This window comes from Candidatus Tisiphia endosymbiont of Piscicola geometra (assembly GCF_964026415.1).
GTDB lineage: Bacteria > Pseudomonadota > Alphaproteobacteria > Rickettsiales > Rickettsiaceae > Tisiphia.
The window spans coordinates 897,616-912,572 of the sequence record NZ_OZ032144.1 but is presented as its reverse complement, the minus strand read 5'-3'; the positions used below and the strand labels follow the sequence as shown (position 1 = coordinate 912,572).

The 14,957-nt window shown below is 32.0% G+C and carries 20 protein-coding genes; 15 read left to right on the top strand and 5 right to left on the bottom strand.

Translation table 11 applies throughout. The features are described from left to right. The first annotated feature begins 569 nt into the window (after positions 1 to 569). Positions 570 to 1,121 (top strand): hypothetical protein, encoded by a 552-nt coding sequence (locus AAGD26_RS04255; protein WP_341751231.1) that lies wholly within the window; start codon positions 570 to 572, stop codon positions 1,119 to 1,121. Between the two features lie 307 nt (positions 1,122 to 1,428). On the opposite strand, the gene AAGD26_RS04250 is transcribed toward AAGD26_RS04255, so the two are convergent. Then, entirely contained in the window at positions 1,429 to 1,554 is a 126-nt protein-coding gene (locus AAGD26_RS04250; protein WP_341751230.1) for a hypothetical protein, read from the bottom strand. Continuing rightward, positions 1,551 to 2,417, bottom strand: a complete 867-nt coding sequence (locus tag AAGD26_RS04245) for an Rpn family recombination-promoting nuclease/putative transposase (protein ID WP_341751229.1) — start codon at positions 2,415 to 2,417, stop codon at positions 1,551 to 1,553. The genes AAGD26_RS04250 and AAGD26_RS04245 overlap by 4 nt, the downstream gene beginning before the upstream one ends. Positions 2,418 to 2,637: 220 nt before the next feature. Here AAGD26_RS04245 and AAGD26_RS04240 point away from each other — a divergent pair, with 220 nt between their 5' ends. Further along, on the top strand, positions 2,638 to 3,327 hold the full coding sequence (locus AAGD26_RS04240; protein WP_341751228.1) for an IS256 family transposase: 690 nt from the start codon (positions 2,638 to 2,640) through the stop codon (positions 3,325 to 3,327). Continuing rightward, positions 3,257 to 3,673 carry an IS110 family transposase gene (locus AAGD26_RS04235; RefSeq protein WP_341751227.1) on the top strand — a complete coding sequence of 139 codons (417 nt, stop codon included), beginning with the start codon at positions 3,257 to 3,259 and terminating at the stop codon, positions 3,671 to 3,673. The genes AAGD26_RS04240 and AAGD26_RS04235 overlap by 71 nt, the downstream gene beginning before the upstream one ends. Positions 3,674 to 3,679: 6 nt before the next feature. Here the strand turns inward: AAGD26_RS04235 and AAGD26_RS04230 are convergent, their stop codons facing one another. From AAGD26_RS04230 to AAGD26_RS04220, 3 genes are read right to left on the bottom strand one after another with little or no spacing between them, the layout of a single operon-like run. Next, positions 3,680 to 4,057 carry a restriction endonuclease subunit S gene (locus AAGD26_RS04230; RefSeq protein ID WP_341751226.1) on the bottom strand — a complete coding sequence of 126 codons (378 nt, stop codon included), beginning with the start codon at positions 4,055 to 4,057 and terminating at the stop codon, positions 3,680 to 3,682. Positions 4,058 to 4,115: 58 nt separating this feature from the next. Then, complete coding sequence (locus AAGD26_RS04225) at positions 4,116 to 5,108, bottom strand: class I SAM-dependent DNA methyltransferase (protein ID WP_341751225.1); 993 nt, start codon at positions 5,106 to 5,108, stop codon at positions 4,116 to 4,118. Positions 5,109 to 5,153: 45 nt separating this feature from the next. Further along, a complete protein-coding gene (locus AAGD26_RS04220) occupies positions 5,154 to 5,684 on the bottom strand; it encodes a hypothetical protein (protein ID WP_341751224.1) in 531 nt (176 codons plus the stop codon). 421 nt (positions 5,685 to 6,105) lie between these two features. On the opposite strand from AAGD26_RS04220, the gene AAGD26_RS04215 reads away from it, so the two are divergent. From AAGD26_RS04215 to AAGD26_RS04160, 12 genes are all read left to right on the top strand, one after another. Then, the gene (locus tag AAGD26_RS04215; RefSeq protein WP_341751223.1) at positions 6,106 to 6,459 is read left to right on the top strand and encodes a hypothetical protein; all 354 of its coding nucleotides are present in this window, start codon (positions 6,106 to 6,108) and stop codon (positions 6,457 to 6,459) included. A 50-nt stretch (positions 6,460 to 6,509) separates the two neighbouring features. Further along, the gene (locus AAGD26_RS04210; protein ID WP_341751222.1) at positions 6,510 to 6,794 is read left to right on the top strand and encodes a hypothetical protein; all 285 of its coding nucleotides are present in this window, start codon (positions 6,510 to 6,512) and stop codon (positions 6,792 to 6,794) included. A gap of 46 nt (positions 6,795 to 6,840) precedes the next feature. Then, entirely contained in the window at positions 6,841 to 7,446 is a 606-nt protein-coding gene (locus AAGD26_RS04205) for a TraE/TraK family type IV conjugative transfer system protein (protein ID WP_341751221.1), read from the top strand. Positions 7,447 to 7,473: 27 nt separating this feature from the next. After that, positions 7,474 to 8,214, top strand: coding sequence for a type-F conjugative transfer system secretin TraK (locus AAGD26_RS04200; protein ID WP_341751220.1), 741 nt, complete (start codon positions 7,474 to 7,476; stop codon positions 8,212 to 8,214). 1 nt (position 8,215) lies between these two features. Further along, positions 8,216 to 9,544: a TraB/VirB10 family protein gene (locus tag AAGD26_RS04195; RefSeq protein WP_341751219.1), complete on the top strand. Its 1,329-nt coding sequence runs from the start codon at positions 8,216 to 8,218 to the stop codon at positions 9,542 to 9,544. Continuing rightward, the gene (locus AAGD26_RS04190) at positions 9,544 to 9,861 is read left to right on the top strand and encodes a hypothetical protein (protein ID WP_341751218.1); all 318 of its coding nucleotides are present in this window, start codon (positions 9,544 to 9,546) and stop codon (positions 9,859 to 9,861) included. The genes AAGD26_RS04195 and AAGD26_RS04190 overlap by 1 nt, the downstream gene beginning before the upstream one ends. 17 nt (positions 9,862 to 9,878) lie before the next feature. Further along, positions 9,879 to 12,632: a TraC family protein gene (locus tag AAGD26_RS04185; protein ID WP_341751217.1), complete on the top strand. Its 2,754-nt coding sequence runs from the start codon at positions 9,879 to 9,881 to the stop codon at positions 12,630 to 12,632. Positions 12,633 to 12,675: 43 nt separating this feature from the next. Beyond that, entirely contained in the window at positions 12,676 to 13,197 is a 522-nt protein-coding gene (locus AAGD26_RS04180; RefSeq protein ID WP_341751216.1) for a hypothetical protein, read from the top strand. 95 nt (positions 13,198 to 13,292) lie between these two features. Further along, on the top strand, positions 13,293 to 13,511 hold the full coding sequence (locus AAGD26_RS04175; protein WP_341751215.1) for a conjugal transfer protein TraD: 219 nt from the start codon (positions 13,293 to 13,295) through the stop codon (positions 13,509 to 13,511). Then, entirely contained in the window at positions 13,512 to 14,126 is a 615-nt protein-coding gene (gene traW / locus AAGD26_RS04170) for a type-F conjugative transfer system protein TraW (protein WP_341751214.1), read from the top strand. A 53-nt stretch (positions 14,127 to 14,179) separates the two neighbouring features. Continuing rightward, positions 14,180 to 14,446, top strand: a complete 267-nt coding sequence (locus AAGD26_RS04165) for a type II toxin-antitoxin system prevent-host-death family antitoxin (protein WP_341751213.1) — start codon at positions 14,180 to 14,182, stop codon at positions 14,444 to 14,446. Further along, positions 14,443 to 14,859: a type II toxin-antitoxin system VapC family toxin gene (locus tag AAGD26_RS04160; RefSeq protein ID WP_341751212.1), complete on the top strand. Its 417-nt coding sequence runs from the start codon at positions 14,443 to 14,445 to the stop codon at positions 14,857 to 14,859. Before AAGD26_RS04165 ends, AAGD26_RS04160 begins: the two co-directional genes overlap by 4 nt. Positions 14,860 to 14,957: the final 98 nt, after the last annotated feature.

Sequence of the window (14,957 nt, the reverse complement as noted above, 5' to 3'; positions counted from 1 at the left end):
TTGTGGAGTTTCCCCTTACCTAGGGGATTATAGCCAAACATTGTCCTGTTTATTTTTTACTATATTGTAAACTAACAATTAATTATGAAATTTATGATGTCTCAACTTCTTTAGTAAGCAAATATCTTATCAATGCATTAACCACGTATTGCTGCTCTGAGCTACAAATTCTTAACATTTTGTTTGGTATTTCCAAGAAACAGCTAGCTAACATATTGATTTCCAAGCATTTTTTACTTTTTTTCTTCCATTATGAACTTGATAGCACTACATCAAGTGTTAGCTCTAAAATAAATTAGTTAATGCCTTATACTACTATAAATTAAGCCACTCATTAGTATTATATTATTTAATTCATAGTTTAAGTAATGACAACGCAATAAATTTTTTAATTGCGACACTATTGTGAAGTTATACTATCGTCTACCAACTCTTGAAATCATAGTAGTATACGCCTATGTTGTGTATCCATTTTTCATATTTATAAAAAAATTATCAATGTAGCAATTGATAAAAATAACAATATAACTATATGTATAGGATCATTACAATTAGTAATAGAATTATATATGATTCATGGATTACAGATAACATACCCTCTGTTAATTACTATAATAATAGCTCTTGTAGCAAAATTATTAACGTACAAAAAAGATTTGCGTGAGGAGAAAGAGAGGTTTTGGCAATTTTTCCTTCATATCAAAAGCCTTAATTCATTAATTGTTAGTAATTTACAAGCCCATCATTTCAATCCACCACTGACGTTAATCGAGGAAGTTATAGATTATTTCAAATTAGAAGATATTCTACTTGTAAGACATAGTGATTTGCAACAAAATTGCATAACCACTGTAGGCAGGGGGTTACCATTAGAGAAGTTACAAGAAATTATGTCAGCTTATTATGAGAAGCAAGGTACTATGAAATTAGAGCATGTCCCTGTCATTTTAGACTTTTTTCATCAAAATTATGGAGAGTGCCTGTTATATATATTCCCTCCACAAGAAATTGAACAAGAAAGTATTATATGTATTCAGCGACGAGCTAACTTCATTACAAATAATACAGCTCTTGAGCTAGGTACTATCCTTAATTACTTGAAACTTTTCTTAAGAAATTAGAATACCTATAACTCAGCTTATCTTTCAGCCAATATAGGGTGTTGGTAAACAAGTTTAAGATATTAGTATATTCATCCTTGCTTAGTAATATTTTCGGTCGGGCTTTTAATTGAATTTGAGTATTTTGCTCTTTGGAAGTGATGTCGGTATGGTTGTTTGTCTGTATAATTACAGGCTGAGCTGTATTATTGCTTGCTAGCTCAGCATTATTGTTAACGCTAGGTGTTTGGCTCGAGTTATATTTGTCTTTAATCTTAATATTGGTCTATTATACATAATATATCATTGGTAAGCGATATAGATGGAATTATCTAGAAGATTTTAGTTTTTGGATTTCTTCAATACTTAAACCAGTAACTTTGGCAATATATTCACACGTGGCATTTTCTGCCAATAATTTTATAGCAGTAACAGTTTGAGGATCGTAAGTCATGATTTTAGATTTCCTATTTGAGATTTACTTAACTTAGTGTATTTAATAATTTTTTCCATCGGCTCATTGTTTAATAGCATTTCTTTTGCTATAGCTATTATACCTTCCTCTCTACCTTCCTCTCTACCTTTTTCCAGTTGTTTTTTCAGAGTATTAGCTTCGATACGCAGCCATTTAAGATGGTCTTCATAGGCCTCTCTTTCTTCGTCAGTAAAGTTCATAACATCTAACACTGTTAGAGCTTTTTTTAAGGCAACATTGTCTAATTCTTTAGGTAAATTATCTTTGTTAAGTAGGTCATGTCTTGTTAGAAAAGCTGTCCACATGTCTAGAGAGTTTTTTACTTTTTTCAGTATATCAGGTAATTCCTCATAAGAATTATCAGTAAACTTATTAAGCTCAATAGTATGTAATTCGAGGTCCTTGAAATATAACAAGCCACTATCTTTTTCGACTATATGGAAAACATTGTGATATTTAGTTACATTCGGAATAGAAGTAAAGTTTAGAATATGAATACCAATGGCTTTGCTTAGGGTAGAATAGTCCTGAGCTACCTTTAATTGCTCGGTATATAATTTAGCCCAATAATATAAAGCTCGCTTATCATAATCAGCTTCATCGCTAATTTGAATTTCAATATTGAACCTTTTGCCATCAACGGATTTGGCTTTAACATCTAATATTGAGAGTTTATCACTCTTAAAGCTTTTTGGATTATATGGATTAAGCAGCGTTAGTTCTGCCACTTGATCTTCCTTAGATACAATTGAATTAATCAAGGATATCAGCAAGTCCTTATTCTCTTCAACACCAAAGATTTTCTTAAATGCCAAATCAACTCGAGGAGTTATTTTATCCATATATGCTATTAGTAGTTATCAATTCTAAAGCTAGTATAGCACAGAAATTATAAAGCACTAAGTAATATAATGTGAAAAAAATCGTAAAATGTGAACTAGAAAGTGTTTTTTTAGCCGTTTGGTAGTTCACTATAGGAAAGTAATTGCTATAAATTATTTAGATCAGAATCACTATTGGAGTTTTGCTTAGAAGATTTGTCAATATCCTATAGGTGTTAATATGGAAGGTAAGAAAGAGCTACTTGGTATTTGGGTTGGCAAGAATGAAGGTTCTAAATTTTGGATGCAAGTGGTAACTGAGCTAAAGAATAGGGGAATTGAAAAGATATATGTTGCTTGTGTAGATGGTCTAAAAGGCTTTCCTGAAGCTATAAATAGTGTTTTTCCTAAAACTATTGTACAATTATGTATCGTGCATATGGTTAGGAATTCTACCAAGTACGTGTCATATAAAGATTTAAAATCGGTAACAGCTGATTTAAAGAAAATTTATACAGCAATAAACGAGGCGGAAGGGATTAGAGAGCTACAAAACTTTAGTAAAAAATGGGACGAAAAATATCCAGTAATTTCTGACATGTGGCAACGTCTTTGGTCAGGTATAGCCCCGCTTTTTAGCTTCCCTGAAGGGATTAGAAAGGCAATATATACTACTAATACTATTGAATCAGCCAATCGGCAAATCAGGAAAATTATAAAAAATAAAGGGGTATTTCCAGATGATAAATCAATTCAGAAAATAATATTTTTGGCATTGACAAACGCTCAAAAGAAGTGGACAATGCCAATTAAAGATTGGTCAGTTGCCTTGAATCAATTTGCCATACTTTGTGGTACTGATGACCAAAAATGGGCAAATGTCGATCAAAGATGGACTAACTCTGACATCATACTTACACAATCTTTCTGATAGACCCCAAGCTCAAGAAATCAAAGATAAAATTGATCGGCTTACTTCTATTCCAGCAGTTGGCATTACTCTTGCTAGCACTGTAATATGTGAAGCACCAGAACTTGGTAATATTACTTTTAGAAACTTAACTGCTTTAGTAGGTCTTGCTCCTTTTGCTAGAGAAAGCGGTAGTTATAAAGGTAGAAGAAGTATCTTTGCCGGTAGAGGTAATCTTCGAAGAGTTCTTTATATGGCTGCAGTAGCTGCCTTACGATGTAATAAGCGTTTACGTAATTTTTATGACAGACTCAAAATAATTCTTCTTGCAATGAAAATTTATGTTAAGTTATTATTTTCTTATTGACTTCCATTACGGATGCTGAGGTAGGATACCAAATCCAGCAGAGTCTTTTTTTTTGTTTAAAAATTTATTTTCTAATAAAATCATAACATATTCTAGATTTATGATGTTTATAAAATCTTTTTTAAGTCTTAAACCACAACAATTTCTACCTATATTATATTTTCCATCTCTCAAAAATAATCTGCCAGCACTTCCATAAGTTGTCCAAGTTATCATTTTTTCATAGTACTTATATGAATCAATATATCCAAAAATTCCATCATCTTTAGTTTGTCCAGAATAAACTGGATATTCCCCTTTGTGTTTATTAATATATTCATTTGTAATATTAGTTTCGCCAATTATATCAAAAATATCGGATATTTTATAAGTTGTATAAATCATATATCAGCCAAATTTTTGATTATGTTTGAATATTCATCCATAATATTTGATATTTCTTTCAATAAATCAGAAAATTCTTGGAATGTAATCGTATTTTTTTTTCTATAATACCTAACTCAATTTTTTCCTCTTCTGAAAAAAATCTTTCAATACACCAGTTTATATCAGTCTTAAACTTTTCAATCTCTTGTACCTTACATCTTTTATCAAGATTAAGATTTGCAAAATACTTCTTATTACCCTTAAAAGCATTATATAAATTAGCAGTTTCTTTTAAGTCATCTTGCTCAATATCAAATCTATTTACATCTCTGCTTTCACCAATTTCACTAACTAAATAAGTAAACACAGGATTAATCTGAATATCAGAAATATTGAATTTTTTTGTAATTGCTAAAATATAGGTCTTTTTTTGTGTTGTAAAAAATGTCTTTAATGGCAAAGAAATAATTGCATCAATATAGCAACTATCCAAAATATATTGCCTTAGTTTTTTATCATTCTGTCTATTAAAAATGCCGTCAGGAATGACTATAAAAGCCTTGCCACCTTTTTTTAAAGCTTTTATAATCCATTCCATGAAAAGTCCCTCAATACCCATGGCATTTATCTTGTAATAATTCTTTAACGTAATATTTTTAGCTATCTCTTCTTTTATGTTACTACTTCCACTAGTAACATAAGGAGGGTTTGTTAAAATTAAGTCATATTTCTCTTCTGCAACATCGGAAAGAGTACCGAGTATTGAGTTTGTTTTTAAAAGAAAACTCTCATTAAATATTTTGGCAAATTCTCTAGTTAGTCCAATATTATCTTTTATCAGTTCACAAAAATAAATAAGCATATTGGCTTTTGCTAAAATGATGGTTTTTTGTTCATCTTTATCAAAACCTTTATCAAAGCCAACTATTTTAACTTTTTGTACTATTCTATTGTTTTCAACTTTAAAAAGCGTATCAAGATTGTCTTTTATAAATTCTAATGGAAATTTACCTACTCCGCATGCTGGATCATAAATAGTCAACCCATCTTTTAGTTCACCTTTTGCCATTTCGTTAATAGCACGAACAACTTTAATTGGAGTAAAAAACTGCCCTCAATTCTTCTTACTGATACTTTCTTTCAAAAAACTTTCAAAAAGCTTACTTTTAAAATCATGGTCAACATGCTCAAGTTTTCCATAATCTCTAAATTTTTGTAAAACTTTTTTAAAGACTGTTCCGTAACCATCTACAGCTTTTTGTTCTTTACTGATAAATATGCTACCATTTATTAGGGTGGTCTTGTCTAGGGCATTTTCAGGAAACAGCTCTTTTATTTGTGGTCTGATAATATTTGCGTAATGTTGTAAAACTCTGTTAGGTTCATTGCCTTCTTCATACATCCGCAGTAAAGTATAAAAATTATAAGTACCTTGCAATATTTTTAAATCACTTAGATATTTGAATATAAATAATTCAACAAATGTGTATAAGCAATTCTCAGGGGTTGCACCACTAACACTCCAAACATCTTGCCATATTTGTTTTGCTAAGTCGGTTGGATTAATTAGTTTTTTTGGTAAGATTCTATCATTTTCTTCATTTGTTGAGCAGTTTTGTTGTTGATCTTTAATATCGGTCTCCATTGTAATTACCCCCTATTTTTTATCTATAAAAATGGACACTGAGGTTAGTTTTAGAAAGTAGCAGACTGTTTGACACCACCCTGCATAGTATCCACACCACATTTAATCCCACTAATTGACAGAGTCTAGAGAAAGTTCTTGCCTAGGGTATTTTTTTGCGAAATTTAATAGATCAGCGGTAGAATAGAGACACTAGGAAAAATATTATCTTAAAAAATACGACAACATCAAACACCAATGCTTGGCAGTTGAAGAGTATTGTTTTCTAACTGTGTAGTCTTCAAAAATATGGGTGATAATGACACCTATTTATTTTAAAGAGAATCACGTAATTTATCCTCTTAAGTTTAGTTATGCCTCTACAACGGGGAAAGTACCAAGAAAAAAAACACTAGTAGATAGTTAACAAAAGAGGAAGATTATGGTGGATTCAAAGAAAATACCAGCCACAAGTAAGGAAATAACTAGCAAACAGAATTGTCTAGATGATAACTGGAGTAAGAGTTTCTTATATCTTAGTTATGGAATAATTGGCATTTTACTTACCCTTATTACATCAGAAAGTTTAGCAGTAGATTTAGGTAAATTTGGTAAAGGTGTAACTGAACCACTGGTAAAATTTGCCGCGGATTACTGGGTTTATGGTGCTGGTATTGGTGGTATTACCACAGCCATTATGTCTGAAGGTGATGGTCGCGTTCGGGTATTTCGTGGCGGTACAGTTTTTATAGGTAGCAGTGCCGTTTGTATGGGCATACTTGCTGCTATGACTTAAATCAAGTGTAAATTGTAACAATATTGGTTTTTTACTTGTGAGATTCAATTATGGAAAGAGTACGATTTAATAATTGTTTAAACAAACACGTTAGATTTTGGAACATATCTATTGGTTCAATAGTAGGGGGCATTAGCTTTGGGTTAATCATTTTATGTTTTAAAGGCGTGCTATGGTCTTTTGCTGGTGGTGCTATTGGTTTTGCTATAGGTGGTTGGTTTATGCATCAATGGTGGCTTGGAATAATCCAGCGTTGGTTCTATTGGCATCTACCACTAACTAGGCTGATTATATCAGCTAATTTACCAAAGTCTCATGTAAGGCTGCTTATGTAGTAATACTAACTTAAATGTAAATAGATATGAATGAGCAGAGATAAAAATGGAGAAGATAATAGCAATAGGTAACATCGAACAAGTAGCAAGACAGCGAAACTTGTTTTTAATACTGACGTTGCTGCTTTGCCTGACTGTTTTAGGACTATCAGTTAAATTATTGACAAACAATGAGAAAGTAATATTGATGCCAAGTCTTAGCCAAGAAGTATGGATTAGTAATAATGGAGTCTCCAAAGGATATTTGGAAGAAACAAGTTTAATGTACCTACCATTGTTACTAGATTTAAATTCAGAAATAATAGACTACAAAGCAGGTATCATATTTAAATATATTTCGCAAAGTGATGCTACCTATATGAAAAATATTCAAAATTATTTTGCAGATAGCAAAGAGAAGTACAAAAAATTTGCTTTATCAACCTATTTTTCTATCAAAAGCTTGGAAGTTGATAGTAAGAATTTGCAGGTAATAGCTGCTGGCATGCTAACCTCAAGGTTTGGCGATAAGGGCTTTGAGGTTAGTCCTGCTTCTTATCAATTATCTTATGAATGGGCAGGTAGACAGCTAAGACTTAAAGAATTTGTAAGAATCAAAGAAGGTCAAGAAACGGCACAATATAACAAAGAAAATGATAAAGATAAAAAATAAAGGATAAGAAAAATAAGAGAATAAATAATGATCAAAATAATACTAATAATTGCCATGATACTAATGAGTAATGCAGCACTTGCAGCACAAGAATTTGAATATATAGCTGGCAATAAAATCAAGGCTAAAATAAGTGCAAGTAACGTTAATAGAATAGCATTTGGCAAAATAGGCATAGCACAAATTATTGGTGATGAAAGCAAGTATAAAATAATAGCGGATAGCAAGGCACAAAACATATTTTTACTACCAAAAGTTCCAGCTGCTCAGACTTTGGAGCTAGCCTTAGTCAACTTTTCGGGGAATGTTGCTGATTTAATACTTGAAGTGGAAGATATGGAAGGGCAAATTATTAAAATTTCCATGGATAATTTTTATAATAAGTCATCCAATGGTTTCCTAAATAATTCAGCTGTTAACAATAAATGGTCAGTAACCATCCAAGAGCAAGAAATTGCTGGAATGATAAGGAACATGATTGCTGACAAGGAAGGTAAATATTACGTTACTCATGTAAAAAGAAAAATTGACCGCTTACGTAATATAGGACTTTCCATAGAGCAAGATAGGATTTACCGTTTTGGTAAGCTTATTGGAGCAAGACTAGTAGTAATCAACAGGAAAGCTCAAGGCTTAGTTCATCTTAAAGAAGTAGATTTTAGTAATCTATTTGATTTTTGTTTAGCTACCACTATCGACAAAACCATACTTCTTCCTAAAGATAAAGGATTTGTTTGGATAGTAGCAAAGGAGCAAGATAGGGACTGACATGACAATATTTGCAAAGCTTAAAGAAAGACTCTTTTTTTTATTAGGAAAGAGTATACAGCTTAAAGTTTCAAATGAAGCTCCAGTGGATAGTTCATTTATAGCTGACAGTCAAAAACAGTCGTTAGATGCAACTAATAATAAGGAGATTAGACGTAAACAGTATAATTTCTTGTTACTGCTTTTGGGTGGTAGCATCATTACAGTACTTGTTCTAATCAACATAATGCAAGGAAAAATTAAGCACAAAGCAGTTATTAATGATAATACTAAGCCTAAATTAGAAGTAGCAAGTGAAGCGTTAGACCCGGAGAAAATGTGGCACAACCACTTTGAAGATTTATTAAACGACAATAGGCGTAAATTTGATGAACGCTTACAGTTAGCAGAAACAAACTTTAGAGAAAAAGAACAAAAGCTACAAGAAGAGATAAAATTAGAATTAACTAAAATGCAGATTCAACTAAATTTTGCTAAAAATGAGCTGATCAGTAGCACAGAAGAATTAAAAAGAATGCGTCAAATTCACCAAGAAGCAGAGCAAAATACAAAAGGTAAGGATTTTGGCAGTGATGTAAATATTGGTGTTATAGACTTAAATGGTGAAATAGAATTTGATAAACCAAAAGATACTAAGATTTATATCCCTGAAACTTCTTATGTTAGTGGCTATTTACTTGGTGGTCTTGCAGTATCTACTGCATTAAATAGCCCAGATGAACATGCTGCTCCAATAGTAATTAGACTAACAGAAAGAGGCAACTTACCCAAGAACTTTAATCTTGATATTACTACCTGCCGTATTTTAGGTAGTAGTTATGGTGACTTATCCAGCGAAAGAGTAATTATCCGCTTGGAGAAAATGGTTTGTATTGATCCAATCACAGAGTTAGTAACTACCAGTAACATAGCTGGAATAGTGCATGGCCCAGATGGTATGAATGGCATTAAGGGGAAAGTAGTAGCTACGAGCAGTAAGCATATAAAAAATGCCTTAATAGGTGGAGTTATTAGCGGGCTTAGCCAAAGTAGTAAAGGTCTAGATAGTATGACTATCACTAGCCTTGGAACAATTGCTAGCCAAAAGAAAGGTTTTAAGGATATGGTAACAGATGGTATTTTATCAGGAACATCGAATGCTGCTGAGAAAATAGCTGACTATTACTTAAGAATGGCAGAGAACATGTCGCCTGTTCTTACTATACCTAGTGGAGTAAAGGTAGATGTTGTCTTCATGAAAGGCTTTTTTGTCGGAGAATTAACCACCCATAAAAAGATAGCCAAGGAAAGAACCAAAAAACCAACAAATAAACAATACGGAGAACAGTAATGCAAGGAATATCAAAGATTTTACTGATTATTACATTATTTAGTTTATCTGCCTGTGGTGGATATGGTTCATCGTTTAGTTGTAAAGACGCAAGTGGTTTTAATTGTGTGCCTTTGAGCATAGTTGATCAAAAAATTAATAGCGGAGAAATTGTCGAAGTAGAACTAAAGGAAAGGGCAAAGTGTCAAGGAAGAAATTGCTATGCTAGACACTTGGACAAACCTGACATTAAAGCTAATAAGGTTCATAAAATAAAGTTGCAACAAGAAACTAATCAGAAAGTACTTAAAGATGGCAGCTTGTTATATATCAAATAAGACAATGAGATGATCATATGAACATAGCTAATTTCTTACAAAATATAGGTAATATTTGTGGTTTGGCTAGTACTGCCGAAGTAAATTACGGCAGTACACAATTGTTGCAAGAACATATCGAACAAAATACTAAAGGAGCAAAATCTTTAGCAGGATATCTAAGTTATCGATATTTTGATCCTAAATGTAATATCTTCTTTAATGAAAATAATGTAATAGGCTTCATGCTAGAAATAGCTCCGATAGTTGGAACAGATGTTAATTTGGAAAAAAACTTAAGCTTATTTTTTAATAATGAATTACCAGTAAATTGCTATTTACAATTTTTACTGATTGCCAGTCATAATATAGAGCAAAAACTAAAATTATGGAGTAATGCTAGAAGTAATCCTAATCAGATGTTACAGCAATTAACAGAATTCCGTAGAGAATTTATTAGTAAATGTGCTAAAGATTTTACAAGTTCAGATGGAAGGATGGCTAAAGATTTTCGGATATATGTTTCTTTTAGCAAAAAAAGTGAAGGTAATAATAGTATAAAATCTATTGAAGAAGTAGTAGCATTCCAAAGCAAATTAGTAAAAAAGCTGCAAGCAATAAAATTATCTCCCCGTATATGTGATGCACAAAATTTAATGTTTGTAGCAGGCGATATGGCACAAATGCAAATGCAAGAAAGATCAAGTCGTAAATATGATCCAATAAATCCTTTAGCTAATCAAATCTTGACGCCACTTTCAAGAACCATTGTTAAAGAAGACTGCCTAATTCATCTAGATAGTATTTATAACGATAATGGATTAAAACCAAACAAATTAACATCTAATAAACTAGCCTCTAACCTAGATTCTAACAAGTTGGTCTCTAAATGTTTTTACCCAAGTATGCTACCAGAGCAATGGTCATTACTGGAGATGATTAATTTACTTGGTTCAGCCAGTGATCATAGTTTACCAGCAAGGCTAATAATTAGTTACACAGTGGCAAATAATATAAGTAAAACACAAAGCTCAAAAATTCTAGCAAGAGGACATAGAAGCATACATGCTGCTGAACAATGGTATGCAAGGCATGATACTAACTTGAAGAAAGAAGCTTTAGAGTGGCGGGAGATAATTGCTAAAGCTAAAAATGGTGAGCAGTTTTTGACAGAATCACTGCAAATAATGATTACTGCACCTCAGTCAGAAATAGAAATAGCGGAGGAATTTTTAATTAGCCTATATAATGCACACGACTTCCAATTACAAGTTAACAAGCATCTCCAATTACCAGCAATGTTATCTCAGTTACCAATGCATCAGGCACTTAGCTGGAAGTTGTTACAGCATTTCCAGCTAGTTAAAATTGCTCAGGCTAAAGAAGTGATAGCCAAGTTGCCGATCCATGGTGAGTGGAAAGGAGTAAATCAAAGTGGAGTTCTATTAACAGGACGCAGAGGTGAGTTATTTAATTGGAATCCATTTGTAAGAATCAATAGCGGTAATTACAATGTAGCTGTTATGGCCCCATCTGGTTCAGGTAAGTCAGTATTTTTGCAAGAACTAGCTACTTCAATGCTAGCACAAAACGCTTCAGTATTTATCTTAGATATAGGTGGTAGTTATCAAAATATCTGTGAGTTAATCGGTGGGGAAACAATTAGATTTAATCAGCATAGTAATATTTCTTTAAATCCTTTTGCTCAAATAGCAGGTAGTGGAACAAAGCACGCTAAGGCTCTTTCTATGCTTGCTAGAAATTGTAATTTAGTGGAAATAGGATCAGTTACTGGTTTGTCCTTAGAACAAATTGAGATGCTTACTGCTAAGGATCAAGACCAAAACCTAGATCTAGATCAAAGAATAGAGATATTACAGATAGGCAATCATTTTGTTACTAAAGATAGTATCATATACGCCAAAAGCATTATTGGTGCTATGTGTGGTATTAGCAAGGATGCTCATAAGGAAGCTATCATTGAACGAGCAATAAATGAGGGTATAGAAAAACATGGTACTACGCTAGATATTACCAAACTTACTAAAGTATTAGAAGAATTAGAGGGAGCAACTACAGCAAAAGCTCTTGCTGAAACTTTATACCCTTATAGTGAAAAAGGAGTACATGGTAAATTTTTTGAGCAAGGTAAAGCTGCATCATTTAAAGAAATACTAACCATTTTTGAGTTTGAGGAGGTCAAGAATGATCCAATATTACTGGCGGTAATATTACAGGTAGTATTGATGCAAGTAACTATGCAGTTCTTATGTGGTGATAGGTCGAAGCAATTTTTACTTATTGTTGATGAAGCTTGGATGATTTTAGATTATTCAGCCAAGTTCTTAGAAAGCTTTGGTAGAACTGTTAGAAAATATGGGGGTTCATTAGTGATTTGTGTACAAAATTTTACTGATTTTCAAAAAAGTGATGAGCGTAGGAGCATTTTAGAAAATAGTGCTTGGACGGTAATATTAAAGCAAGATGAGAAAGGACTAAACTCATTTAGTACTTCAGAAGCCTTTAAAGATATTGTACCGTTGATTGAGTCTATTAGTTTGATACCAAGTAAATATGCTGAGATGCTGCTGATATCTACTGGCTTAAAAGTTGTTGGACGTCTTAGTCTAGATCCATACTCGCAAGTATTATACTCAACAGAAGCAGCTGATTTTCAATATTTACTAGAAGCAAGACGCAGTGGTCTTAGTAAAGATGAAGCAGTAAAAGCCTTGGCAAAAAAATATGGTGAGCTAGCTACTCTGCCAACTATAGAAAAAATGGATAAGTAATAATACGAAAAAGAAAATAAAAAATATAAGTAAGTGTATGGAGATGAATAGGAACATAAATATAAGTAGTGATAACGAATTTAGCGAGAAACAAATTGTTGTTTTACTTGTGTCTATCCTACTTGGAGTTGGAATTGGTTGGCTTGGGTTTTTGTTACTTGGTGATATTGGTAGTCAATGCAAGATTATGTATGTATCACAAAAAGAAATATTAAAGTTAGAAAAAGAAAGGGTAAGTAAAGAATTAGAAGAAGCAAAAATAAACCAACAACCAAAAGAAAACGATTTATTTTTTGGTCACATTAATCAGGCAATAGAACTAATAAACGAGGAAGCTCAAAAATATAAAGATAAAAGAACTAAAGTAATATTTGCAACTGATGAATTTATTACAGGAGAAGGAGTGATATCAATAAGCAGGCAAGTACATCAGAATGTAATAGAGAATTTAGCAAAACTAATCAGTAACCTAAAGTGGGATGATTTAGGGGATGATTCAAAAGGAACAAATATTAAGAAACAGCAAAAACTATCAAATAACAACCAATTAAACAATAACCAATAAATTAGAGAGATTAAATGTACGAAAAAATTCAGTATCCATTTTATAACAAAGCAAACAGAGACAATATGAATACATATAATAATTACAGGTATAGTATGAATAATCAAAGTACTAATTATTTAGAACGCAAACAAGATGCTAGAAAAAAGATTATGCTGGGTGGACTGATAATAAAAGCAGGATTAGATTACTTGCATCCACAAGATGACCAAGCTCTGTATGGTATGTTGCTAGTCAGTAAAATGCTACTCGTTAGCAAACCAGAGATGCTTGAGCAATGGAGAGAAATAGGGAAAGATTTAAAGAAAATATAAATGAAACTAATACTAACAATGATTTTAGTAATTCTACTACCACAAATAACTATTGCTAAGGATTTTGGCATATATGGAACAATTTTTGAGGTTAAAGAAGAAGGATTTTTAGCAATGATCGAAAGAAAACTAAAATTAGTTGATATAGAACAGGAGAAAAGCAAGATGTTAGAAATCGCTAAAACTCGAATAGAGCAACCGGTAGCAGTTAGCAATATCAAACGTACTCAAAAAGCACAAGATTTTACTTATGATCCAAGCTACATAATAAAAGAGGATATTATTTTGCCAGATGGCAAGCTACTTCACAAGATAGGTACAAAAGTTAATCCACTAGATTATATAAACTTGGACAAGAAGTTGATATTTATTGATAGCAGAGATAAAGAGCAGGTTGAGTGGTTTAAGCAGCAAAAAAGCAGCTCCGTAATAAAGGCAGAAGACAAGTTGATATTAGTAGCTGGTAGACCACTTGATTTACAGAAAGAACTTGATAGAGAAGTATATTTTGATCAAGCAGGAGTTTTAACAACAAAATTTAAAATTAAGCAAGTACCAGCAATAATTCAGCAGGAAGGAAAAGTTTTAAGAATAAAAGAAGTAGAAATTGATTAGTGGTCGTAAAAAAACAGTTATAATATATAAATAAACAAAATTAGAGGTATTTTATGCAAAAATGGCAATTACAAGAGGCAAAGGAGCATTTTGAAGAAATTATTGAACTCGCTGAAAACGGGCAACCTCAATTAATAAATGATAAGAAGAGACATAAAGCAGTCTATATTATCTCAGTGGAAGATTATATGGGTGATAAAATAAAACCCCCTATGTCATTTAAAGAATTTTTATTATCTATACCAAAAGTTGATAATGATGATGAAGAGGATTTATTTGAAAGAAAACCAAGTAAAGCTAGGGAAGATATTGATATATGAGATATTTACTTGATACTAATATATTGTCAGAGTTTCGTAAGAAAAGTCCAAATAGCCAAGTAATATCTTGGTTATATCAAATACCTATAGAATCATTATATATAAGTTACTTAACAATTGGTGAAATTCAAAAAGGGATTGCTAAAAAGAGACAAACAGATTTAATAGCCTCATTAAGTTTAGAAAGGTGGCAAGATATTTTAATTAAAAAATATACCGCTAGAACCATTGGTATAGATAATAATGTATGTAAATGTTGGGGAGAATTACTTGCTATTGATGCTACAAATCAGGTAGATAGCCTAATTGCTGCCCAAGCAATAGTTTATGATATGGTTTTAGTTACTCGTAATACCAAACATTTTACTAAATTTGCAGTAAAATTACTAAATCTTTTTGAGGAATGTGAATAATGTAAGAGGTAAAAACGTTGACAAATATCAATAATACGGCCTTGAGCAAAAAGTTTGGCGACCCAGCTCAAGGCACAAAGACACGGTTAAGTATCCTA

Coding starts and splice junctions, on each gene's coding strand:
- AAGD26_RS04175 (WP_341751215.1), top strand. CDS start 13,293: ATGAATAATCAAAGTACTAATTATTTAGAACGCAAACAAGATGCTAGA.
- AAGD26_RS04255 (WP_341751231.1), top strand. CDS start 570: ATGATTCATGGATTACAGATAACATACCCTCTGTTAATTACTATAATA.
- AAGD26_RS04230 (WP_341751226.1), bottom strand. CDS start 4,057: ATGATTTATACAACTTATAAAATATCCGATATTTTTGATATAATTGGC.
- AAGD26_RS04250 (WP_341751230.1), bottom strand. CDS start 1,554: ATGACTTACGATCCTCAAACTGTTACTGCTATAAAATTATTGGCAGAA.
- AAGD26_RS04180 (WP_341751216.1), top strand. CDS start 12,676: ATGAATAGGAACATAAATATAAGTAGTGATAACGAATTTAGCGAGAAA.
- AAGD26_RS04225 (WP_341751225.1), bottom strand. CDS start 5,108: ATGGCAAAAGGTGAACTAAAAGATGGGTTGACTATTTATGATCCAGCA.
- AAGD26_RS04160 (WP_341751212.1), top strand. CDS start 14,443: ATGAGATATTTACTTGATACTAATATATTGTCAGAGTTTCGTAAGAAA.
- AAGD26_RS04185 (WP_341751217.1), top strand. CDS start 9,879: ATGAACATAGCTAATTTCTTACAAAATATAGGTAATATTTGTGGTTTG.
- AAGD26_RS04190 (WP_341751218.1), top strand. CDS start 9,544: ATGCAAGGAATATCAAAGATTTTACTGATTATTACATTATTTAGTTTA.
- AAGD26_RS04245 (WP_341751229.1), bottom strand. CDS start 2,417: ATGGATAAAATAACTCCTCGAGTTGATTTGGCATTTAAGAAAATCTTT.
- AAGD26_RS04165 (WP_341751213.1), top strand. CDS start 14,180: ATGCAAAAATGGCAATTACAAGAGGCAAAGGAGCATTTTGAAGAAATT.
- AAGD26_RS04205 (WP_341751221.1), top strand. CDS start 6,841: ATGGAGAAGATAATAGCAATAGGTAACATCGAACAAGTAGCAAGACAG.
- AAGD26_RS04195 (WP_341751219.1), top strand. CDS start 8,216: ATGACAATATTTGCAAAGCTTAAAGAAAGACTCTTTTTTTTATTAGGA.
- traW (WP_341751214.1), top strand. CDS start 13,512: ATGAAACTAATACTAACAATGATTTTAGTAATTCTACTACCACAAATA.
- AAGD26_RS04220 (WP_341751224.1), bottom strand. CDS start 5,684: ATGGAGACCGATATTAAAGATCAACAACAAAACTGCTCAACAAATGAA.
- AAGD26_RS04215 (WP_341751223.1), top strand. CDS start 6,106: ATGGTGGATTCAAAGAAAATACCAGCCACAAGTAAGGAAATAACTAGC.
- AAGD26_RS04235 (WP_341751227.1), top strand. CDS start 3,257: ATGACCAAAAATGGGCAAATGTCGATCAAAGATGGACTAACTCTGACA.
- AAGD26_RS04200 (WP_341751220.1), top strand. CDS start 7,474: ATGATCAAAATAATACTAATAATTGCCATGATACTAATGAGTAATGCA.
- AAGD26_RS04210 (WP_341751222.1), top strand. CDS start 6,510: ATGGAAAGAGTACGATTTAATAATTGTTTAAACAAACACGTTAGATTT.
- AAGD26_RS04240 (WP_341751228.1), top strand. CDS start 2,638: ATGGAAGGTAAGAAAGAGCTACTTGGTATTTGGGTTGGCAAGAATGAA.